Origin of the sequence: Rhodoferax sp. GW822-FHT02A01, from assembly GCF_038784515.1 — a bacterium.
Taxonomy (GTDB): domain Bacteria; phylum Pseudomonadota; class Gammaproteobacteria; order Burkholderiales; family Burkholderiaceae_C; genus Allorhodoferax.
In genome coordinates, this window is record NZ_CP152376.1 from 3,550,623 (window position 1) to 3,572,433 (window position 21,811).

Annotated in this window: 16 protein-coding genes; 9 read left to right on the top strand and 7 right to left on the bottom strand. The window is 63.1% G+C overall.

Annotated elements, in window-relative coordinates; genetic code table 11:
• Positions 1–6 precede the first annotated feature (6 nt).
• Positions 7–951 (top strand): glyoxylate/hydroxypyruvate reductase A, encoded by a 945-nt coding sequence (locus AAGF34_RS16685; protein WP_342616838.1) that lies wholly within the window; start codon positions 7–9, stop codon positions 949–951.
• 15 nt (positions 952–966) lie between these two features.
• Here the strand turns inward: AAGF34_RS16685 and AAGF34_RS16690 are convergent, their stop codons facing one another.
• Positions 967–2,439, bottom strand: a complete 1,473-nt coding sequence (locus AAGF34_RS16690; protein WP_342616839.1) for a VWA domain-containing protein — start codon at positions 2,437–2,439, stop codon at positions 967–969.
• 139 nt (positions 2,440–2,578) lie between these two features.
• On the opposite strand from AAGF34_RS16690, the gene AAGF34_RS16695 reads away from it, so the two are divergent.
• The 3 genes from AAGF34_RS16695 to AAGF34_RS16705 are packed head-to-tail and all read left to right on the top strand — an operon-like array spanning position 2,579 to position 4,622.
• Positions 2,579–3,193, top strand: coding sequence for a sigma-70 family RNA polymerase sigma factor (locus AAGF34_RS16695; protein WP_342616840.1), 615 nt, complete (start codon positions 2,579–2,581; stop codon positions 3,191–3,193).
• Entirely contained in the window at positions 3,190–4,239 is a 1,050-nt protein-coding gene (locus AAGF34_RS16700; protein WP_342616841.1) for a hypothetical protein, read from the top strand. The genes AAGF34_RS16695 and AAGF34_RS16700 overlap by 4 nt, the downstream gene beginning before the upstream one ends.
• Entirely contained in the window at positions 4,236–4,622 is a 387-nt protein-coding gene (locus tag AAGF34_RS16705) for a DUF488 family protein (RefSeq protein ID WP_342616842.1), read from the top strand. The genes AAGF34_RS16700 and AAGF34_RS16705 overlap by 4 nt, the downstream gene beginning before the upstream one ends.
• Positions 4,623–4,736: 114 nt before the next feature.
• Here the strand turns inward: AAGF34_RS16705 and AAGF34_RS16710 are convergent, their stop codons facing one another.
• The 5 genes from AAGF34_RS16710 to AAGF34_RS16730 all read right to left on the bottom strand — a co-directional run bounded on the left by AAGF34_RS16710 (position 4,737) and on the right by AAGF34_RS16730 (position 15,726).
• A complete protein-coding gene (locus AAGF34_RS16710; protein WP_342616843.1) occupies positions 4,737–5,891 on the bottom strand; it encodes an alpha-hydroxy acid oxidase in 1,155 nt (384 codons plus the stop codon).
• 35 nt (positions 5,892–5,926) lie between these two features.
• Positions 5,927–8,152, bottom strand: a complete 2,226-nt coding sequence (gene pbpC, locus AAGF34_RS16715; protein ID WP_342621117.1) for a penicillin-binding protein 1C — start codon at positions 8,150–8,152, stop codon at positions 5,927–5,929.
• A gap of 281 nt (positions 8,153–8,433) precedes the next feature.
• Positions 8,434–14,436, bottom strand: coding sequence for an MG2 domain-containing protein (locus tag AAGF34_RS16720; protein WP_342616844.1), 6,003 nt, complete (start codon positions 14,434–14,436; stop codon positions 8,434–8,436).
• A 76-nt stretch (positions 14,437–14,512) separates the two neighbouring features.
• Positions 14,513–14,926 carry a hypothetical protein gene (locus tag AAGF34_RS16725; RefSeq protein WP_342616845.1) on the bottom strand — a complete coding sequence of 138 codons (414 nt, stop codon included), beginning with the start codon at positions 14,924–14,926 and terminating at the stop codon, positions 14,513–14,515.
• An 11-nt stretch (positions 14,927–14,937) separates the two neighbouring features.
• Entirely contained in the window at positions 14,938–15,726 is a 789-nt protein-coding gene (locus AAGF34_RS16730) for a PAAR domain-containing protein (RefSeq protein WP_342616846.1), read from the bottom strand.
• An 867-nt stretch (positions 15,727–16,593) separates the two neighbouring features.
• Between AAGF34_RS16730 and AAGF34_RS16735 the strand changes: the two genes are divergently transcribed.
• The gene (locus AAGF34_RS16735; protein ID WP_342616847.1) at positions 16,594–17,031 is read left to right on the top strand and encodes a GNAT family N-acetyltransferase; all 438 of its coding nucleotides are present in this window, start codon (positions 16,594–16,596) and stop codon (positions 17,029–17,031) included.
• A gap of 32 nt (positions 17,032–17,063) precedes the next feature.
• Here AAGF34_RS16735 and argH read toward each other — a convergent pair whose 3' ends face one another.
• Positions 17,064–18,485, bottom strand: coding sequence for an argininosuccinate lyase (gene argH / locus AAGF34_RS16740; protein WP_342616848.1), 1,422 nt, complete (start codon positions 18,483–18,485; stop codon positions 17,064–17,066).
• Positions 18,486–18,536: 51 nt separating this feature from the next.
• On the opposite strand from argH, the gene AAGF34_RS16745 reads away from it, so the two are divergent.
• The 4 genes from AAGF34_RS16745 (at position 18,537) to AAGF34_RS16760 (ending at position 21,738) form a co-directional block, all read left to right on the top strand.
• Positions 18,537–19,574, top strand: a complete 1,038-nt coding sequence (locus AAGF34_RS16745; protein WP_342616849.1) for a histidine kinase — start codon at positions 18,537–18,539, stop codon at positions 19,572–19,574.
• Complete coding sequence (locus AAGF34_RS16750; protein WP_342616850.1) at positions 19,571–20,341, top strand: LytTR family DNA-binding domain-containing protein; 771 nt, start codon at positions 19,571–19,573, stop codon at positions 20,339–20,341. Before AAGF34_RS16745 ends, AAGF34_RS16750 begins: the two co-directional genes overlap by 4 nt.
• 61 nt (positions 20,342–20,402) lie before the next feature.
• On the top strand, positions 20,403–20,708 hold the full coding sequence (locus AAGF34_RS16755; RefSeq protein WP_342616851.1) for a DUF1330 domain-containing protein: 306 nt from the start codon (positions 20,403–20,405) through the stop codon (positions 20,706–20,708).
• 31 nt (positions 20,709–20,739) lie between these two features.
• Positions 20,740–21,738, top strand: coding sequence for a hypothetical protein (locus tag AAGF34_RS16760; RefSeq protein ID WP_342616852.1), 999 nt, complete (start codon positions 20,740–20,742; stop codon positions 21,736–21,738).
• The last annotated feature ends 73 nt before the right edge of the window (positions 21,739–21,811 follow it).

Consider the following 21,811-nt stretch of genomic DNA (forward strand, 5'->3'; position numbering starts at 1 on the left):
GCACCCATGGCTACCTTGCTTGTCTGCAGCGCGACAGACGATCTGCACACGCTGCAAACCGCCCTGGCACAGGCCGCAGCACCGGTCATGCCGGACCTGCAGGTGCGCCTCTGGCCCGAAGCGGCAGATGCCGCTGACGTGCTGGCGGTGGCCGCCTGGCATCCGCCCGCCGGCTTGCTCAACACCTTGCCGCAGTTGCAGCTCATTGCCTCCATAGGTGCCGGGGTGGAGCACATCCTGCGCCTGAGCGATCTGCCGCCGGAGGTGCCCATCAGCCGCATCGTGGATAGCCAGCAGGCACGCGGCATGGCGGAGTTCATCCTGTGGGCCACGCTGCACTTTCACCGCCAGATGGACCTGGTGCTGCAGCAGCACGCGCAGCGCATCTGGCGCATGCCGCCACAACGCGCAGCAGTCGAATGCCGCGTGGGCATCATGGGGCTGGGCGCCATGGGCGAGCAGGCTGCGCGCTGCCTGCGTGACAACGGATTCACGGTGAGCGGCTGGTCGCGCAGCAAGCATGGCATCGCCGGGGTGGACACCTACGCCGGCGACGCCGAACTGAAACCCTTTCTGGCACCGCTGGATGTGGTGGTGTGCCTGCTACCGCTCACTGCCTCCACTTACGGCATCTGCAACGCTGCGTTCTTCTCCCAGGTCAAGCCGGGCGCCGCGCTGATCAATGCGGGGCGGGGCGAGCACGTGGTCACAGAAGACCTGCTGGCCGCACTCGACAGCGGCCGCCTGCGCGGCGCGGTGCTCGATACTTTTGCGCAGGAGCCCCTGTCGCCCGAAGACCTGCTGTGGAACCACCCGGCCATTCTGGTCACGCCGCACATGGCATCGGCCGCGTCAGAGTCCGAGATTGCCCGCCAGATCGTGGACAACCTGCTGCGCATCCGCAGCGGCAAAAGTCCGTTGCACACCATAGACCGCGAGCGGCGCTACTAGGCCACGGCAGCTGCGTCAGGAGCGGGGCAACTTGTCCAGCTCTTCACGCACCAGGCGCACCACCAGCTTGTCCAGGGTCTGCACCGAGTAGTTGCGCACGTCGTGCACCGTCTCGCGACCGGGCCCGCTGGCCGGGTTGCTGGCATCGGCATAGGTCAGGAAGATGAAGCGCCCGCCGGTGTATTGCGCCATCTGGCGCTGGATGTATTCGCCCTGCTTGTTCAGCCCGCTGGCGCCCACGCTCATGATCTTGATGCCCTTGCCCAGGGCCGCCATCATGTCGTCGTCGTACTGTGGCCCGCCGTAGTCCAGGTGTGGTGGCGCATCGGCCACTAGCACCAGCAACCGGGTGGTCTGCTCGCCGCGCCAACTGATGTGGTGCACCGCCTCGTTCAGTGCCTCGTTCATGGCTTCGGGCTCATCTCCGCCACCGCCTGCCTGCAGCGCGTTGAGCACGCCTTGAAAGGCGTTGATGTCGTTGGTCAGGTCGTGGCTGCGCACGAAGAAGTCATCGCCCCGGTCGCGGTAGGCCACCAGGCCCAGGCACAGGTCGGGGTGGCTGGGCAGGCGGCTTACCTCGTCGGTGATGCTGCGCAGGCTGCTCTTGAGCTTGTCGATCTCGTCCCCCATGGAGCCGGTGGCATCCACCAGGAACACCAGGTCCAGCCGCGCCGGCGCGGGTTGGCGAGCCTGGGTCAGGTGCACCTCGACGGCGCTTTTCTGGCCGCGCTGCAGGGTGGCCGTGGTCAGCATGCCGCCCTGGCGCACGGTGACGTCGTAGAAGCGGCTGTGGCCGGGGTCGAAGGCATCCGGGTGAATCCAGCCCTTGCCCCCGGCATCGGTGCGCAGCCAGGTGGTGGCGCCGTTGGCCGATTGCACCGCCACTTCGGCATCCGGCAAACCACGGCCTTGCGTGTCGGTCACTTCCAGCAGGTAGCGATCCCGCACATCCCGCTCCCGATGCGCTACCTGGGTGCGCTTGCGAAATGCCAGATATTCCGAGAACGCGGCGTTGTCGTCCACCATGCCGGCGGTCACCGGGGCCGTGTTCTGCTGCGCAGGCTGGGCCGGTGCCATGCGCGGCTCAGCGCCAAAGAAAGGTGAGGCAGGGGCGTCCATAGCCTTGCTTTCGCTGCGCGCCGCTGCTGCTGCGGGTGTAGCGGCCAGCGGTGCGGGGTGCGGGGCGCGCAAGGCATCACTCTCAGTCGCCCGCTCGGGGGCCATTTCCTTGCGCAGCATGGGGCCCATGGCAAAGGGCACGGGGCGGGGCAGGCCGTCTGACACCTCCCGCGTTTCAATGCCGCGCTGGCAGTGGGTCGCCGATGGCGCTTCGAAGTTGGGGCGTGGCGTGATGGGCGGCACTTGCTGCAGCACCGGTCGCGGCGGTGCGGGAGTGGGCCAGACGACGCTGGCAGCCAGGGCCAGCTGCGTGCCGACCAGGACTTGTATCAGCAGGCCGCAGACGGTTTTCTTCCAAAGTGTGTGCATGGTGTACCTCGTGGTGTGGTGGTTGAGACCAGGCTGATACGGGCCACCCGGCAAAGCGGGGTTAAACAAATGCAAAATATTTTTTACATTCTTGACCCCGGCAGACCGGGCCGCGCGTACAAGCTGTTACAAACCGACCATGCAAGCGCGCCACCAGACCCTGAGCGATGAAGAACTGATGCAGGCCTACTGCCGAGGCGACGCGCAGGCTTTTGACGCGCTCTACGCCCGCCACGAGGCGGCGCTGTACCGCTTTGTGCGGCGCGTGCTGGGCCAGGCGCTGGCGGCGCAGGCCGACGAGGTGTTCCAGGACTGCTGGCTGCGGCTGGTCCATTCCCGCAGCAGCTTCTCAGCTGACGCCGGCAAGTGGAAGACCTGGGCCTACACTATCGCCCACAACCTGGCACTGGACCGGCTGCGCACTTCGGGGCGCGAGCTCAGTGTGGATGCCGATGAGGACCTGGGCAACGACCGCCTGGAGTGGCTGCAGCACAAGCTGGACATGCACCACAGCAGCGCTGAAGACACGGCTTTCTGGCGTGCCGCCGGGCGGCAGCTGCTGCAGTGCCTGGAGGCGCTGCCGCCCGCGCAGCGCGCCGTATTCCTGCAACACCATGAGGACGGCGCCACGGTGGAGGAACTGGCCCGCGCCCTCAATGCCGGCTTCGAGACGGTCAAGAGCCGCCTGCGCTATGCGCTGGCCAAGCTGCGCGGCTGCATGCAAGGCTATCTGCAGGCCTGGGAGGCGCCATGACCGAACTGCGCGATGCGCGCTTTCAAAAGGCGCTGGAATCTGCCCCGGATGCGCTGGAGCGCCCGGGAGAGCAGATTGCCGAATCCATACGCGCCGCGGCCCGAAGTGCCGTGGCGCAACCCACAGCCGCTGTGCCCGCGCAGGAGGCCTGGTGGCGACAGCTGTGGACTGCACTGGGCAGCCCGCGTTCACCCTGGAGCGCTGCACTGGCCACCGTGGTGCTGGGCGTGCTGATCACTGCCATGTGGGTGCACGAGCCGGTGCCTGATGCCCGGCCCCCGGTCGCCCCCGCGCCCGCGCCGGCACCTGTAGTGGCACCCGCAGCAGAACCCATGGCGGCGCCTACGCCGGACTCTGCATCGGTGGCAGCGACTACACCAGCGCTGCCCGCTGCAGTGGAGCCTGCAGCACGTGCTGCCAAGGCGGCGCCCCCGGCGAAACCCAACGCCGAGTCGCAAGCGCCCACGTCCAACGATGCCCCGGCACAGCAGGCGGCGTCCCGCGCGCCCGAACCCGCTGCGGCACCTGCCCCCGCCACCGCGCCCGTAGATGTTGCCCGCAAGGAGGCCATGGCCGATAGTGCCGGTCGCACGGCCGCAAACGAATCTCCCCAGGGGGCTGTGGCAGCGCGTCCCTCCGCACCCGCAGCGGCACTGTCGCAAGCGCCAGCCTCCAGGTTCGCTGCACCCGAGTCGGGCCTGGGGCCGTGGACGGCGGTAGACGTGTTGGTGGATGGCCGCAGCGTGACGCTGGATGCGCAGCAGGCCCAGGCATTGGTGCGTCAGGTGCAAAGTCTGGAAGGACGCTTGCAGCCCGAGACTTCATCACCACCAGCCACGCCGAGCTCCGCGTCCGATCTGCAGCTCACCATGCGTGTCCAGGACCGGGTCATTGCCTCCCTGACGCTGCGGGGCAACACTATGCGCTGGCAGCGCGAGCGCCGCCTGACGCTTGCCGGCACGCTGGAAGAAACACAGGTTCAACAACTGTTGCAGCTGGCCCGCGAGGCGCTGGCTGGCACAACCAATCCGAGGAGTTCACCATGACAGTCCGTATCGTCCGCCTGGGAAGCGCACGCCACCCCGACGAGGGCACCCGTATCGGAACCGTGCGCCGTCCCCCACGCGGCGTTCCCAAGAGTGAATTTGCAAGCCAGAACTGGTACGACGTGTGGTTCCCCAACTTGGCACCCACGCCCGAAACCATGAAGCTGGGCCAGGAAGCCGACACGCCAGCCAAATGGGCTGCTTTCGGAAAGAAGTACCGCGCCGAAATGGCAACCCCCGACGCAAGCCACGCCCTGGAACTGCTGGCGGCGCTGTCAAAGACCAGCAACTTCTCGGTAGGCTGCTATTGCGAAGACGAGCAACACTGCCACAGATCTTTCCTGCGCGTGTTGCTACAAGAGAGAGGCGCAGACGTACTGTAGGAGCTTGAGCGGGATTGCGTTTTGCGCAGGTAAAGGAGGAGCCCGCTTCAGCGGGCGGGGGACACGGAGCAAAGCGCAATCCCGCTCAGGCTCCGGTGCCCACCAGACAGGCGGCTACTTGAAGTCGTAAGTCCCAGGCAACAGGATGTTGGTATTCACGTTCTGGATGTTGGTGTGGCCGCAGAACGCCATGGTGATGTCCAGCTCCTTGTGGATGATCTGCAGTGCCTTGAGCACGCCTGCTTCACCCATGGCACCCAGACCGTAAACCATGGCACGGCCAATCATGGTGCCGCGCGCACCCAAGGCCCAGGCCTTGAGCACGTCCTGCCCGCTGCGGATGCCACCGTCCATCCAGACCTCGGTCTTGTCGCCCACCGCCTGCGCAATTTCCGGCAGGGCCGAGATGCTGCTGGGCGCGCCGTCGAGCTGGCGGCCACCGTGGTTGCTCACCACAATGGCGTCGGCGCCGCTGGCCACTGCCAGATGCGCATCTTCCAGATCCTGGATGCCCTTGAGGATGAGCTTGCCGCCCCATTGCTCCTTGACCCACTTCACATCGTCCCAGGACAGGGTGGGGTCGAACTGCTCGTTGGTCCAGGAGGCCAGCGAGTTCATGTTGGTCACTTCCTTCACATGCCCCACCAGGTTGCCAAAGGTGTGGCGGCGCGTGCCGGCCATGCCTAAGCACCAGCGCGGCTTGGTCATCAGGTTGATGATGTTGGCAATGGTGGGGCGGGGTGGGGCGGTCAGGCCGTTCTTCAGGTCCTTGTGGCGCTGGCCAATCACCTGCAGGTCCAGCGTGAGCACCAGTGCGCTGCAGCGCGCAGCCTTGGCGCGGCCAATCATCTTCTTCATGGCTTCGCGGTCGCGCATCATGTAGAGCTGGAACCAGAAAGGGCTGGACGTGTTCTGGGCAATGTCTTCGATGGAGCAGATGCTCATGGTGGACAGGGTGAAGGGAATGCCGAACTTCTCGGAGGCCTTGGCCGCCTTGATTTCGCCGTCGGCGCTCTGCATGCCGCACAGGCCCACGGGCGCGATGCAGACGGGCATCTTGGCATCCACGCCCACCATCTTGGTGGCGGTAGTGCGGTTTTCCATGTTCACGGCCACGCGCTGGCGCAGCTTGATTTGCTGGAAGTCGGACTCGTTGGCGCGGTAGGTCGATTCGGTCCACGAGCCCGAGTCTGCGTAGTCGTAGAACATGCGCGGCACGCGCTTTTCTGCCAGTACGCGCAGGTCTTCAATGGTGGTGATAACGGTCATGTCAGGTTCTCTGAAAGTTCAAACTGGGCGTGATGTTACGGGGCGGCGGAGGCGATTGCCTTGAAATCCGCCTTTGGGGTGCTGAAATTAATTTGCTTGCCAGCGGCGCCACGCACTCCGGCGCCCCGCACTTCGAGCCGAATGGAGTCCAACAGGTCTCCGCGGGCGTTCACCAGTTGCACCACATGGCGCCCCGGCCAGGGCAGCCACTGCACCGATGACCCTTGGGCAAATTCCTTGCCATCCATGCGCCAGCGCAGGGCCTGGCCCTCCGCATTGAAGGTGAGCCGCTGCCGGTTGGATGGAATGTCGGGGTCCAGCGCGATGATGGTGCCGTTGGTGGGGGCGGTGATGCGCCCGCCCGTGGTTGCCTTGCCTTGCTCGGGCGACGTGCGCATGGCAAACAGGCTCTGCTGGGTGCCTTGCAGGAACCACTCGCTGCGCGGCGCTTCTGTGGCGGACGTTGCCGCCGTGGCTGGTGCAAAGCGCACCGCCTGCTGCACCACACCCGCAGGCGCGCGCGGCGCGTGGCTGGGCTGCGTCTGGTGCAGATAGGCCATCACCGCAGCCCAGACCGGCGCAGCGCCCGTGGTACCGCTTACGTCCCACATCGGCGCGCCACTGGCATTGCCCACCCATACGCCCACGGTGTAGCGCTCTGAGTAGCCCACCGCCCAGTTGTCACGCATGTCCTTGCTGGTGCCGGTCTTGACTGCCGTCCAGAAGCGTGTGGCCAGCACGCTGTCGGTGCCAAAGGTGCGGGCACGCGCATTAGTGTCGGACAGGATGTCGCCCACGATGAAGGCGGCGCGCGCGTCCAGCACATTGCGCGAGGGCGGTGGCGTGGTGGATGCAGTGAGCGTGGTGGTGCCGAAGCGCCCGCCATTGGCCAGTGTGCGGTAGGCGTTGGTCAGTTGCAGCAGCGAGACTTCGGCACTGCCCAGCGCCAGGCTGTAGCCGTAGTAGTCCCCGGTTTCCTTGAGCGCAAAGCCCAATGCCTTGAGCTGCTGGTGAAACGCATCGGGCGACACCATCACCAGCGTGCGCACGGCGGGCACGTTGAGCGACGCACCCAGCGCAGTGCGCACTGAGACCCAGCCCTTGAAGTGGTGGTCGTAGTTCTGCGGAATGTAGAGCCCGCCCGAGGTCTGGATCTGCGCCCCCGAATCCTCCAGCAGCGAGGCGGCGGTGATGCGCTGCTCGGCCAGGGCCTGCGCGTACAGGAAGGGTTTGAGGGTAGATCCGGGCTGGCGCAGGGCGGTCACGCCGTCTACCTCTGCCGCATTGCTGAGTTCGCCCGAGGAGCCGACCCAGGCCAGCACCTGGCCACTGGCGTTGTCCAGCACCACGATGGCGCCGTCTTCCACATGGCGCGCCTGCAGCTCGCGCAACTGGCGCTGCAAGGTCTGCACGGCAAAGCGCTGCAGTGGGGCGCTCAGCGTGGTGGTGATGCGTGTGGGCGTGCCTGTTGAATTGCCCGAGAGCTGGCGCAGGGCCACTTGCGCCGCGTGCGGTGCCACGCCCGCGCTGGCGGCAAAGTCGCGCCGTTGCAGTGCAGCTTGGGCATAGATATCCATGCCTTCACAGTCGCCGCTCTTGGCGGACGTATCGATCAGCTGCAGCACATTGCAGGCACGCTGCGCCACCTGGGCCGGCTTGGCATTGGGCGCACGCACCAGGGCCGCAGCCACGGCTGCTTCGCGGTAGTCCAGGCCGTGCGGCGCCTTGCCGAACAGGGTCTGGCTCAGCGCATCCAAGCCTACGAGTTCGCCGCGGAACGGCACGAGGTTGAGGTAGGCCTCCAGCACCTGGTCCTTGCGCCAGCGGGTTTCCAGCATCTGGGCGGATACGGTCTGCCCGATCTTCTGCACCAGGCTGCGCCCACCCGTACCGCGCTTGAGGTCGTCGTCGAGCAGGCCGGCCAGTTGCATGGTGATGGTGGATGCGCCGCGCGTTTTGTTGTTCCACAAATTGGCCCAAGCGGCCGCCGACACGGCCTTCCAGTCCACGCCGCTGTGTTCGTAGAAGCGTTTGTCTTCGCTCAGGACCAGGGCGGTGCGCAGGGCAGGGGAGACGTCCTGCAGCGCAGTCCACTGGCCTTTGCGCACGGTGTTGTCGGTGCGCAGGCGTTGCAGCACTTCGCCGTGGCGGTCCAGGATCAGGGTGTCGGAGGGGCGGTAGGACTGTTTCACCTCGTCGAAGGTGGGGAGGGCGTGGGCTCGGGTTGCTGTTGTGAGTAGTACCCATGCTACGAACGCTATGGGCCAAACCGTGGTGGGGGCGTGATGGGCAAGGCACCGGGCCTCATCTGTCCTGCGGCCAGAAAATCGGCCCAATGCCTTGCCCATCACGCCCCTGCCAACAGTGCTGGCACGCGACATAAGGCAATCCAACAGTGCTGGCAGGACGCGGGGTGGGTGGGGGTTGCAGCCGATTTTCTGGCCGCAGGACAGATGAGGCCGCAGCCCCCACCCACCCCACGTCCCACCACCAACCAAGCTGGCAATCTGGCGTAACGCCCCACCAACCAAGCAGGCGATGGTCACTTGCCGCTCCCCACCACAACCCGTGCATTCGGCAACTCGCCAAACATCTCCGGCGCATACATCGCCTCCACCCGCGACGGCGGCAGGGCAAAGTTGCCTGCATTGTTCAGACGCACCGTGTATTCCATCTTCACCACGCCCTTGGGCAGGTACTGGTAGTAACTGCGGAAGGACTCGAAGCTGCGCTCCTCGAAGGCGGCCCAGCCGTAGCCCTGACGCTTCTCACCTTGCGTGGCAATCTCGGAATCACGGCCCAGGCCGCTGCCCAGGATGGTGGCGCCGCCCGGTACCGGGTCGGTGATGGCAACCCAGGTCATGTCGGCCGAAGCGTTCACTTCCAGTGTGATGCGCAGCACGTCGCCGCGCGTGTAGCTGCCCGGTGGCAGGCTCTTATCGGCCTGCTCGATGGGAGTGATGGTCTTCTTGATCTGGTAGCCCGCGTTGAACGGTTCCTTGAGTTGCACTGCCGCCAGCGACTGCAGCGTGAGCCAGGGTTTGCCGGCACCTTGGTGGGTTACGGAGAACGTGTCCTTGCCGGCCTTGCTCCAGGGCAGGAACATGCTGTTGTTGCGTAGGTTGCCAGGGGCTGCTGGCGCACCAAAGAACGTGTTCTGGTGTGCGGCACCTGTCGCATCAGTGGTCTTGATGCGCTCCACCTTGCTCCAGTCCACTGCCGCGCTGTTGCCGCCCATGCTGGCGCGGGTGGTGCCGGCTACCGGCGTGGCTTCAAACTTGGCCGAGAACTTTTCCAGAGCCAAGCCACCCCACAGGTTGGCGGTGGTGGTATGCCAGGCGCCGTTTTGCTGGCGGCTGATGAAGCCGTTGGCCAGGCGGCCCATGTCGTCCTTCCAGGCCGGGTTGTCCATCACGGCCAGGATCAGGCGGGCGCTGTTGACGTCGCCGTTTTGCATCAGCCACCACCAGTAGTCGTCGCGCTCGGAGCTGAAGACCATCTTGGTGCCCTGGTAGCTGATGCGGCTGCGCAGAATCTGCGTGGCTTCTGCGATGCGCTTGTCGCGCTCGGGCACGTCCTGCACGCGGGAGAGGATATTGAGCCAGTCGATCACCGCATGGGTGGGCCATTGGTTGGGCGCGATGGTGATGCTGCTCAGCAGTTTGCCCTGGGCACGGCCGTAGCGCGACAGGGCCTCGATGGCGGCGAGCTTGCGGATGTCCAGGTCCTTGCGCGGGCTCCAGAAGTCACGCTGGATACGCCCTTCCACAAACGCAATCAGGCCGCGCTCCATGGGGGCGCGTTGTTCGTCACTCAGGCCGAAGGCGGGGTTGATGGCGGAGGCTTCGTGCGTGGCCGCCAGCACATAGGCGGTGAGGGTGTCACTACCGTGGTTGCTTTCGCCTTCGCGGGGTGGGAAGTAGCTGGCCAGGCCGTCGCTGTCGAGGTAGCTGGGGATCTGCGCAGCCACGATCTGCCACAGCTTGGCGTCGCGCAGGCCTATAGCCTTGCTGGTCTTCTGCTCCAGGCACAGGAAGGGGTAGTTGGCAAACCAGTCGCGCACGCCGGGCAGGCCTTCGGCCAGCTTGGGTTGCAGTGCCATCTTCAAGCCACCGCGACCGGGCAGGGCGTCAGCAGGCGGGTTCACCTCCAGGCTGAGCGGGCCGTCGAGCTGCACCAGTGTGGCCTGCTGCACCGTCAGCGGCACGGCGGGGATGATGCGCTGGCTGGCCTTGAGTGCGTCACGTGCGCCGCTGATCGTGTCCTTGGCTTCGATCTCCCACAGGATGGACTCGAAGCGGCTGAGTGCGAGCTGCGCGGGGGCCGTTACGTTCCAAGCCACTTCGCGCGCGTCGCCCGCGGGGATGTCCACGGTTTGCGGTGCGAGTGTGAGCAGGGTGGCACGCGGCGTCACCACCACCTTCATGGCTTGCTTGGTGGTGTTGCGCAGGGTGAGCTGGGCGCGGTACTGGTCGTCCTCGCGCACCAGGGGCGGCAGGCCGCTGATGATCTGCAGGTCCTGCGTGGCGCGGATAGACGTGGAGCCGGTGCCAAACAGCCCGGTGGATGCATCGGCCACGGCCACGATCTTGAAGCTGGTGAGCGCGTCATTCAGCGGCACGGTGACCGTTGCGCTGCCGTTGGCGTCCAACTGCACGCGTGGGTTCCACAGCAGCAGTGTGTCCAGCAGTTCACGCGCACCGCTGTGGCCACCACCACCACCTGCTGGAACGGCCTTACGCCCGTAGTGTCTGCGGCCAATGATTTCCATCTGGGCGGTGGACGTCTCCACGCCCCAGGCGCGGCGCTGCAGCATGGCGTCCAGCAGATTCCAGCTGTCGTTGGGCAACAGCTCCAGCAGGGCCTGGTCCACGGCGGCCAGCGCCACTTCGGCATTCGCTGCCGGTTGGCCGTTGGGCAGCTTGACTTGGATCTGCACCTGCGCCTTGCCGCGCACCGGGTAGCTCTCCTTGTCGGTCTTGACGCTCACATCCAGCTGGTGCCCTTTGGTGCCCACGCGGATCTCGGACACGCCCAGGCGGAAGGCGGGTTTGCTCAGGTCCACCAGGGCGGTGGGGGCTACGTATTCGCGGCCCTCGTACCAGAAGGAGGTCCACCACTCGCGCGGTGCCTTGTAGCCCCAGGTGAAGAAGCTGTACCAGGGCACTTCACGCAGGCGTCCGCGTAGGGCCAGCACGCTCACGTACACATTGGGGCCCCAGCCCTCCTGCACCTTGAGCTGTACCGTCGGGTCCTGGCCGTTGAGCTGCACCACCTGCGTATCAAGCACGCCTTCGCGCTCCACCGTCAGCAGCGCGGTGGCAAAGCGGAAGGGCATGCGCACCTGGAACGTGGCGGTTTCGCCGGGCTGGTAGCTTTTCTTTTCGGGCAACAGGTCGATGCGGTCGTTGTTTTCGCCGCCAAACCAGAGCTCGCCCTGCTTGGTGACATACACCGAGCTGGCGGCCTGGATGCCGTTGCCGCTGCTGTCCTTGGCGGTGACCACCAGCTCCACCTCGCCGGGCTCGTTCAGTGTGGTGTCGCACAGCAGCAGGCCACGGCTGTCGCTCTTGCCTGAGCACACGGTGCCCAGTTCCTTCACGCTGGTCTTGTTGTCGTAGGTGTAGAAGCCGCCCACCATGCGCTTGCGCGTGGTGGTGACGATGCGGGCCGTGGCCTTCACATCGAGCGGCACGCCTTCCTTGGGTTTGCCGGCCAGATCCAGCGCCAGGGCCTGGAACTTGATGGTCTTGCCACTCGACACCCAGCCCTCGGTCTTGATGCCAGCCACCTCCGCCGCGGGCCAGAGCGTGCGGGTGCTGCGTAGGGTCTGCACTTCGCCGTTGGGGTCGGAGTAGGTGGCTTCCAGCAGCAGGTCTTGCGGCTGTTTGCTCAAGGGCACATCGGGCACGGTGGTCTTGCCCGTGCCGTTCGTGTCCAGGGTGAGCGGCAGCTTGTCGGCGATCACGCGCGAGTCGGTGTTGCTGCTCTCGGTCTCTTCGTCCCCTGCGGACACGGCTTCGGTCTTGCCGCGCGGCGGCTGGAAGCTGAAGGCGTCAAAGTCCGGAAAGTTCAGCCACTTGCTGCGCACCAGGGCCGACACGCGCACCGGCAAGCGGGCAGCCGGGCCACCGGACACGTAATTGACCTGCACGTCCACTGGCACGCTCTGGGTGTGCACCAGCTGCTCCTTGCTGCTGGGGCTAATGCGCCCCTCCAGCACCGGCAGGCGGAACTCCTCCACGCGGAACTGGCCGGTGTAGAAGCTACGGTCGTTGCCGGTGGCGCGCAGCTCGACGCTGTACACGCCCAGCTTGGCCGCCTGCGGAATGGCAAAGCTGCTCTCGGCACTCAGCCCGCCGGTAGCGGTCTTGCGCCAGGTCAGGGGCTGGGTGTATTGCTGGCCACTGCCTTCGTGGGTGATGACCAGGGTGCTGGGCTGGCGCTCGGGCAGGCCAAAGCCCTTGCCGGTTTCGGTGCGCAGGATGTGCTTCATGGACACGGTCTCGCCCGCGCGCAGCAGGCTGCGGTCCAGGATGCTGTGGGCGCGCTCATCCGGGCGCGGATCGCGGTTGGTGGGCAGGTTGAAGCGCCAGGGCTCTATGCCACGGTTCCAGTCGCTCCAGGTGAAGGCGAGGTCTTGCACCGTGCCCTTGCCATCGCCCGACGGCTGCACTGCGCGGGCGCTGATGAAATAGGCCTGGCTGTAGCTGTCATCGCTATGGCAGCCGGGCGCTACCGAAGGAACACCTGCAAGCTGGGCCACGCCTTGTGCGTCGGTAGTGCCGCTGGCGACTTCGCGCCCTCTGCAGTCGGACACGCGCACGGTGGCGTTGACCACGGGCTTGCCCTTGTCCAGGGTGGTGACCCAGGCCAGCGCGTTCTCGCGCCCCAGCTTGAAGTGCACACCCAGATTGGTCACCAATGCCGAGGTGCGGACATACATGGTGCGGCCATTGCCATAGCGCTCGTCCAGCAGCGACGTGCCCAGCTTCTGCGAAGCAATCTCCACCACATGGAAGCCCGCGTCCAGCGGAATGCCCACCACCTCGAACGGGCGCGGGTCGTTGCTGGCGCTCTTGGGCAGGTCCAGCGTCTTCACCTGGCTGTGGCCTTGCAGCAGCGAGACCATGCGCGTCTGCACCCAGCCGCGGTCGGTGTCACTGATGGAGGGCGCCAAGGGAAGTTTGGAGTCGGCAGCGGCCATGGAGCGCGGCACCATGGCGTTGTCATAGCGTTGGATCTTCTGGTACCAGGCGATGATTTCTGCGTCGGTGCCAGGCTTGTAGTCACTGACCTTGCCCTTGCTCTTTTCTTGCACGGCCTTGGGCGAAGGTGCCAGCTGCGCCGCATCCAGCCCTTGCACTTTCAGCGCCGCCTCCACATTGCGCAGGGTCACCGGCAGCATCGCCACACCATCGGGTTCGGCAAAGCGCTCCACGATGCCAAAGGGCGCTGCCGCAAACTTGGCCAGCGGCGGCATGGCACCCGTGGCCACCTTCAGCGGAAAGTTCGCTGCATTGCGCAGGCTGCGCCCGCTGGCGTCCTTGAACTCTTTGGGCAGCTCCAGGCTGAACTGCGTGAGCTCGGGCAACACGCCACCAAAGCGGATGCTGCTCACCACATGCTCGTCGCCTTCGTCTCCGTTGTCGTTGTCGAACTGCGGCTTGAGCGTTTCCTTGGCTGAGACCAGGCGAATGCCCTCCAGCAGCTTCTTGGGCACGGGCGCATTGAAGCTCAGCGTCATGGGGCGGATCGGCAGGCAGGCACTCTGGGCGCTTTCGCGCTCGCAACTGAAGCTGGCGTCAAACGGCTCGCGCACCTGGAAGGTGAAGCGCTTCTCCACGCTATTGGCAATGCCGCTGGGTGTGGCCACGCCTTTCTCATACACCAGTTGCACAGAGGCGCCCGAACTGAAACGGCGGTTGCAGGCCAGGGCCACAAAGGACAGCGGGCTCTTCTTGGCCGCCTGCTCCCAACCCTGCGCCTTGAGCAGGGCGTCGCGGTCCTTGCCGTCCAGCAGCCGTACGGCCACGCGCTCCCCCAGGCCATCCACCCTGCAGCTGACATGCGCCTGCACGCTGGCAGTGGTGGCTTCGCCTGAGAGGCGCAAGGCGAAGAACTGTTCCTCATCGATGCGCGCGCCCTCGTACGGGCGCATGGCCTGCACAAACGGACCGCCGGTATTGAAGCGGTAGCTGGCAGGCCCAGTTAGCGTTGTGCCCTTGGCCGACTTGAGGTCTGACTTGACCTGCACCGTGCAGGACACGCCGGGCGGCAAGTCATTCTCGAATTCAAAAGCCCAGGACCGGTCGGTCACCCAACGCCCCGTGCCCTTGCTGGCCTGCGCGTCGCTGCACCGCAGCGTCAGCGGCGCCTCTGCCTTGGGGTCTCCAAAGGCTGCGGCGCTTTCGTCAAACTGGGCCACCACCTGACGTACCCGCGCAATTTCGCCTTGCGGCGAGAGGCTGGTGATCTGGAAGGCGTGGGCGGTGAGGGCGGCCAGTGCCAGGCCGCAGCTGAGGAGGGTGGTTTTTGTTGTCATGGCTGGGCGGTGTAAAAGCCAATTTATAAACCAGCGACCGTGGCGTGCCTATGACTTGGGCCATCGGTTCGTCAATCTATGGGCAGTGCTTGACTTCTCGAAGGGTTTTCCACCACAAGGTCACTTGCATGACTTCAGCGGGGGCCACCGCTGTATCCAGCGTTCCAGTCACTTCATATAGTCGGCGCTTTGTGTTTGTACCAATGGGGACCTCGGGTCTGGGCATGATCTGGATTTTTCGGAGGGAACTTTGCTCCGAACCGTATTGGACCTTCACAATTTTTTTCAGGACCACAAACCATGCGTCAAATTTGCTGTCATGGCGAGGGTCTTCACCGAAATTGGGTGGGCCCCAATGGCGTTCCTTGAGAAGCGTGCCACACAGGCTGATCGACGCCACACCATCTGCAACGATCGGTGTGGCTTCAGCGCTGGTGCCTAAGGCTGTAGCTACCAAAATGGAGGCTATTGCCGCATTGATTCGTGACATTCGCGTTGTTCCTACTTCTTGGGTATCTGAACTACCGTCCCGACGATCCAGCCTTCCTGGCGCCTGATGGCCGAGCCTACAGCGGTCAACTGCGACGCGGTAAGGTCCTTCAGGTTTGTCTTGGAATCAATGCCAGTCCACTCGGTGATGCGTTTTGAATAGGTCACTGGATCATTGCTGTCGGACGCCGGTGCCCAGGCATCAATTGCTTTTGCAACTGAAAGCGCTTGGTATCTCTCTGTTTTTAAATTTGCAAGTAGCGCTTCAAAGCCGAATTTTTCGCTCTTGAACACTGCGAATCCTCCGCTGCTACCTATGGCGGGATAGCCGTCAATTCCAGCACGCATATTGCCAGGATTGTTGTTGCGCCAAGCCATGCTGCCACCCTTGCGTACTTCCTTGTGACCGTCAGCATAAGTAATTGTCACCTGTCCATGTTCACTGGAAGCGGAAATGCCTTCAACGTCGACTTGAGGCCTCGCAGGAGGAACTTCTCCGTGGGTTTCCACATCATCGTCAGCCCAGGCACTTGGCTTGCTTGTCGTAACCGCCTTGGCAACAAGCGTGGGCGGAACGGGGCAGTTGCACAGCACGATGTCGCCTTCCAGTGCAACTTCTTGGCCACGGTAATTCAGGCGACTGGGGCCACCCGCCTTGGCGATAGCGCCCGTGCTGTTGCAGGTGTCGCAGTGCACCTTGCCATTGATGTAGGCAAAGGACACGCCTTTGCGCGCGTCCAGATTGTGGTTGTGGGGTAGTACAGCGCCTCCGGTGCTAAGTGGGTCGCCAACGACGACCAAGTTGCGCCTTGCCATATCAAGCGCTCCAACGGGAGTTGAACGAGGTGTGCGCGTACCGCAAGCTCGCCGACTTTTTGTCTATATCAAACACAAGACTCTCCTGAAAAGTGAAAGAGGCATGACTGTGCCGGTGAATCGTTGATGAGACGGTTTTAATTGTTTGAGGGTGGACTGTCTGGCCTATTTGCTGGATGTGCGCTGCAAGACGCTCGCTTCGCGTAGCGCTTGCTTATGCGTGGTTGGTGTTCATGCTGTTCGTTGAACAACGTGGACAAGTACGCGCTGTGAAGGGGGTTACAAGGGGAAAGAACTGCGCAATCGGGCCGATTTGCTGCAAACTGCAGGGATGAACAACCAAAACCTGATTCTCAAACAACGCAACGCGCAAGGCGTGGTGCGCGCTAGTGAGAATCAGGTTTTCCACAGCCTCGTTAGGCTGTTATAGAAAGGACTTTTTTGAATGACTTTATTCCGTGGTGGTTGTCTATGTGGGGCAGTGCGATATGAAACGACCTCTGAACCTTTGAATCAGAGGGTATGTCACTGCAGGGTTTGTCAAAAAGCTATTGGCGCTGCTTTCAATGCTCGCGTACTTATGCGCATCGAACATGTGGAAATCTCTGGCCCCATCAGCACATTCCACTCTTCAGAAACGCTAGAGCGCGGCTCTTGTTCGCGTTGCGGCACCAGCGTTTTCTCGCGGCGTGTTTCTGCTGGAGTCATGGGCCTGACAGCCGGTAGCCTGGACGATCCGTCACAGTTCAAACCTGACATGCATTTTTGGGTATCTTCAAAACAACCTTGGCTAGAAATCACAGACGACCTGCCTCAGTATCCAGAAGGCCCGCCAACTTCAGGGTATACGCCATGAGTATTTTCGGTAGTTGGTCCAACCATACATCCGACCTCGATTGGTCCGAGCTTGAGACGCTGTACCGGCTGACGCCGCTTGGCAACAAGAACGCGGAGATGCTGAAGACGGTGTTCGAGAACAGCCGATTCAAGTGGCTGGTGCGCGATCAGGGAAGACTTGTTGCAGCTGGCCGGGCTTTGGCTGATGGCGCCGACTGTTCCTACATCTGCGATGTGGCCGTGCTTCCTGCGTACCAGGGAACCGGGCTTGGCAAGGAGGTCGTCTCCCGTCTGGTTGAAGACTCCAGGCAGCACAAGAAAATCATCCTTTACTCGGTCCCGGGCAAGGAAGGTTTCTATCGCAAGCTGGGGTTTCTGCGCCTGCTGACTGCGATGGCCATCTTTCAGGACCGAGACGCCGCCATCCAGCGTGGACATCTTGGTGAGGTGTAATCCCGTGGCCCGCTAGGGCTGGCGGCTTTTGCTCAAGCCAGCCGCGCCAGGTGCCGCGCAATCTGCGCCCGCACCTGGGCCGGTGCTGTACCACCCAGAATATTGCGCGCATTGAGCGAGCCCCGCAGGCTCAACACTTCAAACACATCTGCCTCGATCTTGGGATTGAACGCCTGCAGTTCGGCCAGCGACAGTTCCGACAAATCCACGCCCTTGCCAATGGCGGTCTTGACCGCGTGGGCCACCACTTCGTGTGCGTCGCGGAAGGGCAGGCCCTTCTTGACCATGTAGTCGGCCAGATCGGTAGCCGTGGCGTAGCCGCGCAGTGCGGCGCGCTCCATGGCTTCGGGCTTGACGGTGATGCCGCCCACCATCTCGGCGAAGATGCGCAGCGTGTCCTTCAGGGTGTCCACCGTGTCGAACAGCGGCTCCTTGTCTTCCTGGTTGTCCTTGTTGTAGGCCAGGGGCTGGCCCTTCATCAGGGTGATCAGGCCCATGAGGTGGCCGACCACGCGGCCGGTCTTGCCGCGGGCCAGTTCGGGCACGTCGGGGTTCTTCTTCTGCGGCATGATGGAGCTGCCGGTGCAGAAGCGGTCGGCGATGTCGATGAAGCCAAAGCTCTGGCTCATCCACAGCACCAACTCTTCCGACAGGCGGCTGATGTGCACCATGGCCAATGAGGCGGCGGCGGTGAACTCGATGGCGAAGTCACGGTCGCTCACGGCGTCCAGGCTGTTCTGGCACACGCCTTCCATGCCCAGCGTGGCGGCCACGCGCTCGCGGTCCAGCGGGTAGCTGGTGCCGGCCAGGGCGGCGGCGCCCAGTGGCAGGCGGTTGACGCGGCGGCGCACGTCCTGCATGCGTTCGGCATCGCGGCTGAACATTTCCACGTACGCCAGCATGTGGTGGCCAAAGCTCACCGGCTGGGCCACTTGCAGATGGGTAAAGCCGGGCAGGATCACGTCCACGTTCTTTTCGGCCAGTGCCAGCAGCGACTTCTGCAAGGCGACAAGCAAATCACCAATCAGGTCGATCTCGCTGCGCAGCCACAGGCGCACGTCGGTGGCGACCTGGTCGTTGCGGCTGCGTCCGGTGTGCAGGCGCTTGCCAGCATCGCCCACCAGCTGGGTCAGGCGGGCCTCGATGTTGAGGTGCACGTCTTCCAGGTCCAGCTTCCATTCAAATTCACCGGCTTCGATCTCGCCGCGTATGGTGGCCATGCCGTCCTGGATGGATGCATGGTCCGCCGCGCTGATGATGCCTTGGGCGGCCAGCATGTCCGCATGGGCCAGGCTGCCGGTGATGTCGGCCAGCCACAGGCGCTTGTCAAAAAACACGCTGGAGGTGTAGCGCTTGACCAGGTCGCTCATGGGTTCGGAGAACAGCGCCGACCAGGCTTGGGATTTGTTGTCGAGTTGGTTATCAGACGGAGCGGAGGAGGGCTTGGAAGACATGGGCAAGGCAGTTTGGTGGGGCGCCTAAAAGGCGTCAGAATCCAGTGAAACATGGAAGATACCCAAATATTATCGACGCTCCCGGAGCAGGACCCCGCCAACGAGCGTTCTTCGCCTGCGCCTGTGCTGGTTTTTGATGCCTGCCAAATTGGTGTCGTGCTGCGCGCCTTGCTGTTTGTGGAGGCGGCCATCGGCGTGGTAACGCTGTACGGCAGCCCGGATGCGCTGGCCTGGCTATCGCAGCTGTCGCTGGTGACAGGGGGCGCCTTGCCGGCGGTACTGGCCTGGCTGCTGCTGACCTGCATGTCCAAGCGCTTGCTGGCCCGCATTCCCGTGTTTTTGCAATACACGCTGGCCACCTTGCTGGGAGGTGTGGTGGCGTTGTATGGCTGCGGCCTGCTGGCCTTTACCGGGCTGGTCGCCAGTCCGCCGTGGCTGGCGTCCTTTGCCAGTGGCGTGTTCCTGTCTGGCGTGGTGGTGGGGGGGCTGGTGTTGCGTGCCAAGGGGCGCACGCCAGCACACACGGCCGCGCGGCTGGCCGAATTGCAGTCGCGAATTCAGCCACACTTTCTGTTCAACACGCTCAACAGCGCCATCGCGCTGGTACGGGCCGAGCCCGCCAAGGCCGAAGCGCTACTGGAAGACCTGAGCGACCTGTTCCGCCATGCCCTGATGGACCGGACGGAGTCGGTGACATTGGCGGACGAGATTGCACTGGCGCGCCGGTACCTGGACATTGAGCAGGTGCGCTTTGGTGACCGGCTGCAACTGGAGTGGAATCTTGACCCCCAGGCCGATGGCGCGCGTCTGCCGCCACTCTTGCTGCAGCCCCTGGTGGAAAACGCGGTACGCCACGGTGTGGAGCCCAGCGACACGGGCGCCATGGTGCGTATCTCCACGCAGCGCCGTGGTTCCGTGGTGGTCATCAAGGTTAGCAACACGGTGCCTGCCGGCCCTGGCCGTGCGGGTGCGGGAGAGGCCTTGCGCAATGTGCGTGAACGGCTGGCCCTGCTGCATGATGTGCAGGGCCGTTTCAGCAGCGGCATGCGCGACGGCGTGTTTCAGGTTCGTATGGAGGTTCCGGTATGAGTGGTTCACAGGCAGCAGAACCTGTGTTGCGCGTTTTGGTGGTGGATGATGAGAGCTTGGCGCGTGCGCGGCTCAGGACCTTACTGGAAGACTGTCGCCATCCGCCCGCAGTGATGCAGGCGCAAGCTGCCAATGCGGTCCAGGCGATGGAGTGTCTGCAGCATCAGCCCTTTGACGTGGTGCTGCTGGATATCCATATGCCCGGTGCCGATGGGTTGTCACTGGCGCAGGTCATCATGGCGCTGCCGCAACCACCCGCACTGATCTTTGTGACGGCGCATGCCGAGCACGCCGTGCAGGCCTTCGAGCTGGACGCCACCGACTACCTGACCAAGCCGGTGCGGCTGGAGCGCCTGGAGGCCGCACTGCAAAAGGCCGTGCGCTTCAACCAGGCCCGCGGAGCATCACCGCCTGCGCAAAATGTCCAGGACGTGCTGATCATCCAGGATCGCAACCGCACCGAGCGCGTCCCCTTGGGTGAGGTCGTCTACTTCAAGGCCGAGCTCAAGTACGTCACCGTGCGCACCCGGTCGCGCAACTTCATCCTGGACGGCTCGCTCAACGAGCTGGAAGAAAAATACCGCGACCAGTTCCTGCGCATCCACCGCAACGCACTCATTGCCAAGCACGCAGCGCGCGCGCTGGAAAAGCACCACGACCCAGAAGAGGGCGAAGGCTGGGCCGTGCGTATGGATGGAGTGAGCGAACTGCTGTTCGTGTCACGGCGGCAGCTGGCGGCGGTGAAAGAAATGCTGGCGCGGGGCTAAGGCAGACCTGGCCTAGGCATGCCCATCGAAAACACCTGATTTAACCCCAACTGGAGACCCCATGGCTGACGCCTACGTAATCGTGGATATGCAGATTTCCGACCCGGAGCAATACAAGCAGTACATGGCCGATGCCCCAACCACTGTGAAGGCCGCGGGCGGCGAGTACTTGGCTCGCGGAGGCCGCTTTGAGACACTGGAGGGCGATTGGCAGCCCGCACGGCTGGCAATGCTGAAATTCCCAAGCTACGAGGCAGCCAAGGCCTGGTACAACGGCGAAAACTACCGCCTGGCTCGCGCCAAGCGGCAGGGGGCGACGGTGTATTTCAATATGGTGCTGGTGGAAGGGGTGGCGGCACCGGTTTAAGTAGCATTATCAATTTTTAGGGAGTTCGTGAATGTTAAATAAAGCTGTTTCATTCTTGCTATTGGCTTTTGTTGTTGCGGGAACCCATGCAACAGAGCTGTATCCAGAAGGCAATCTTCGGGAGATCAAGGCTGGTGACTACATCCAACCCGGCGATTTGGTTGGTGGATATCCAATAATCCAAAATGATGGAAACTGGAAATTTACAAGTGGAAAGGCCTATACATCAAATGGTGGCACCGATCCCATAAAGATGGGATATGTGCAACTGGATTACTACTCCGGCGGATATCTTCTTGCCAGACAGTATGTTGGGGTAAACACGGGGCCTGGAAGCAATTCCTCCTGGACCGGCACTCCTTGCGCCCCGGGGCATTTAGTGATGCGTGACAAGGGGCGTGGCCGACAAGACAACTGCATGACGATTGATGCGCAGACAGTCAATGCGGGAACTACTCCAATTACATTTCTGAACGTTGTATTGACCAACTCTGGAAGTGGGGGGCGATACTACCGAATTGTTCTGGGCATCAACGCGGATGTACTCGGTATCAGAGGAACTGGCACCGGTGATTGGACGCCAGAAGAACTCAAGGCTAAGCCATACAAAAAAGTCGCAATCGATAAGTTGGCAGCTTGGGCGGAACAAATTCAAGACAGTTCAATAAGGGCATTTGATTTCAGTAAGCCCGTGGATGTTTATGAAAAGATTCCAACCTTCATGAGCCTCTTGCCGGTACCCGATGACCTCGTTGGACAAAAGCGATCCATCAGCTTTGTGAGTGCGGTGGAGCATTTGCGTCATGTTGATTCCATGAAATCCATAGCGTATGCGCCATATGGGGATTACAAAGGGGCGTGGGGTTTTGTGACGGACCAGCCATCACAGGATGCTGCAGATATTGCTGCTATAGCAAAGTGTGAAAACTTCCGCTTGGTAAATAGGCCCGATACACCTAAGTGCGAGGTGTATCGGATCACCGATGCAAAGCGCGTTTCGGATACCTACGATATCAGTAAGATGAAATAGGAAAGGGTGATTCGCCTAGACCCAGAAATTGTGGCGACCTTTTATTCTTAAGCTGAACAAGCCAAGGGTTTGA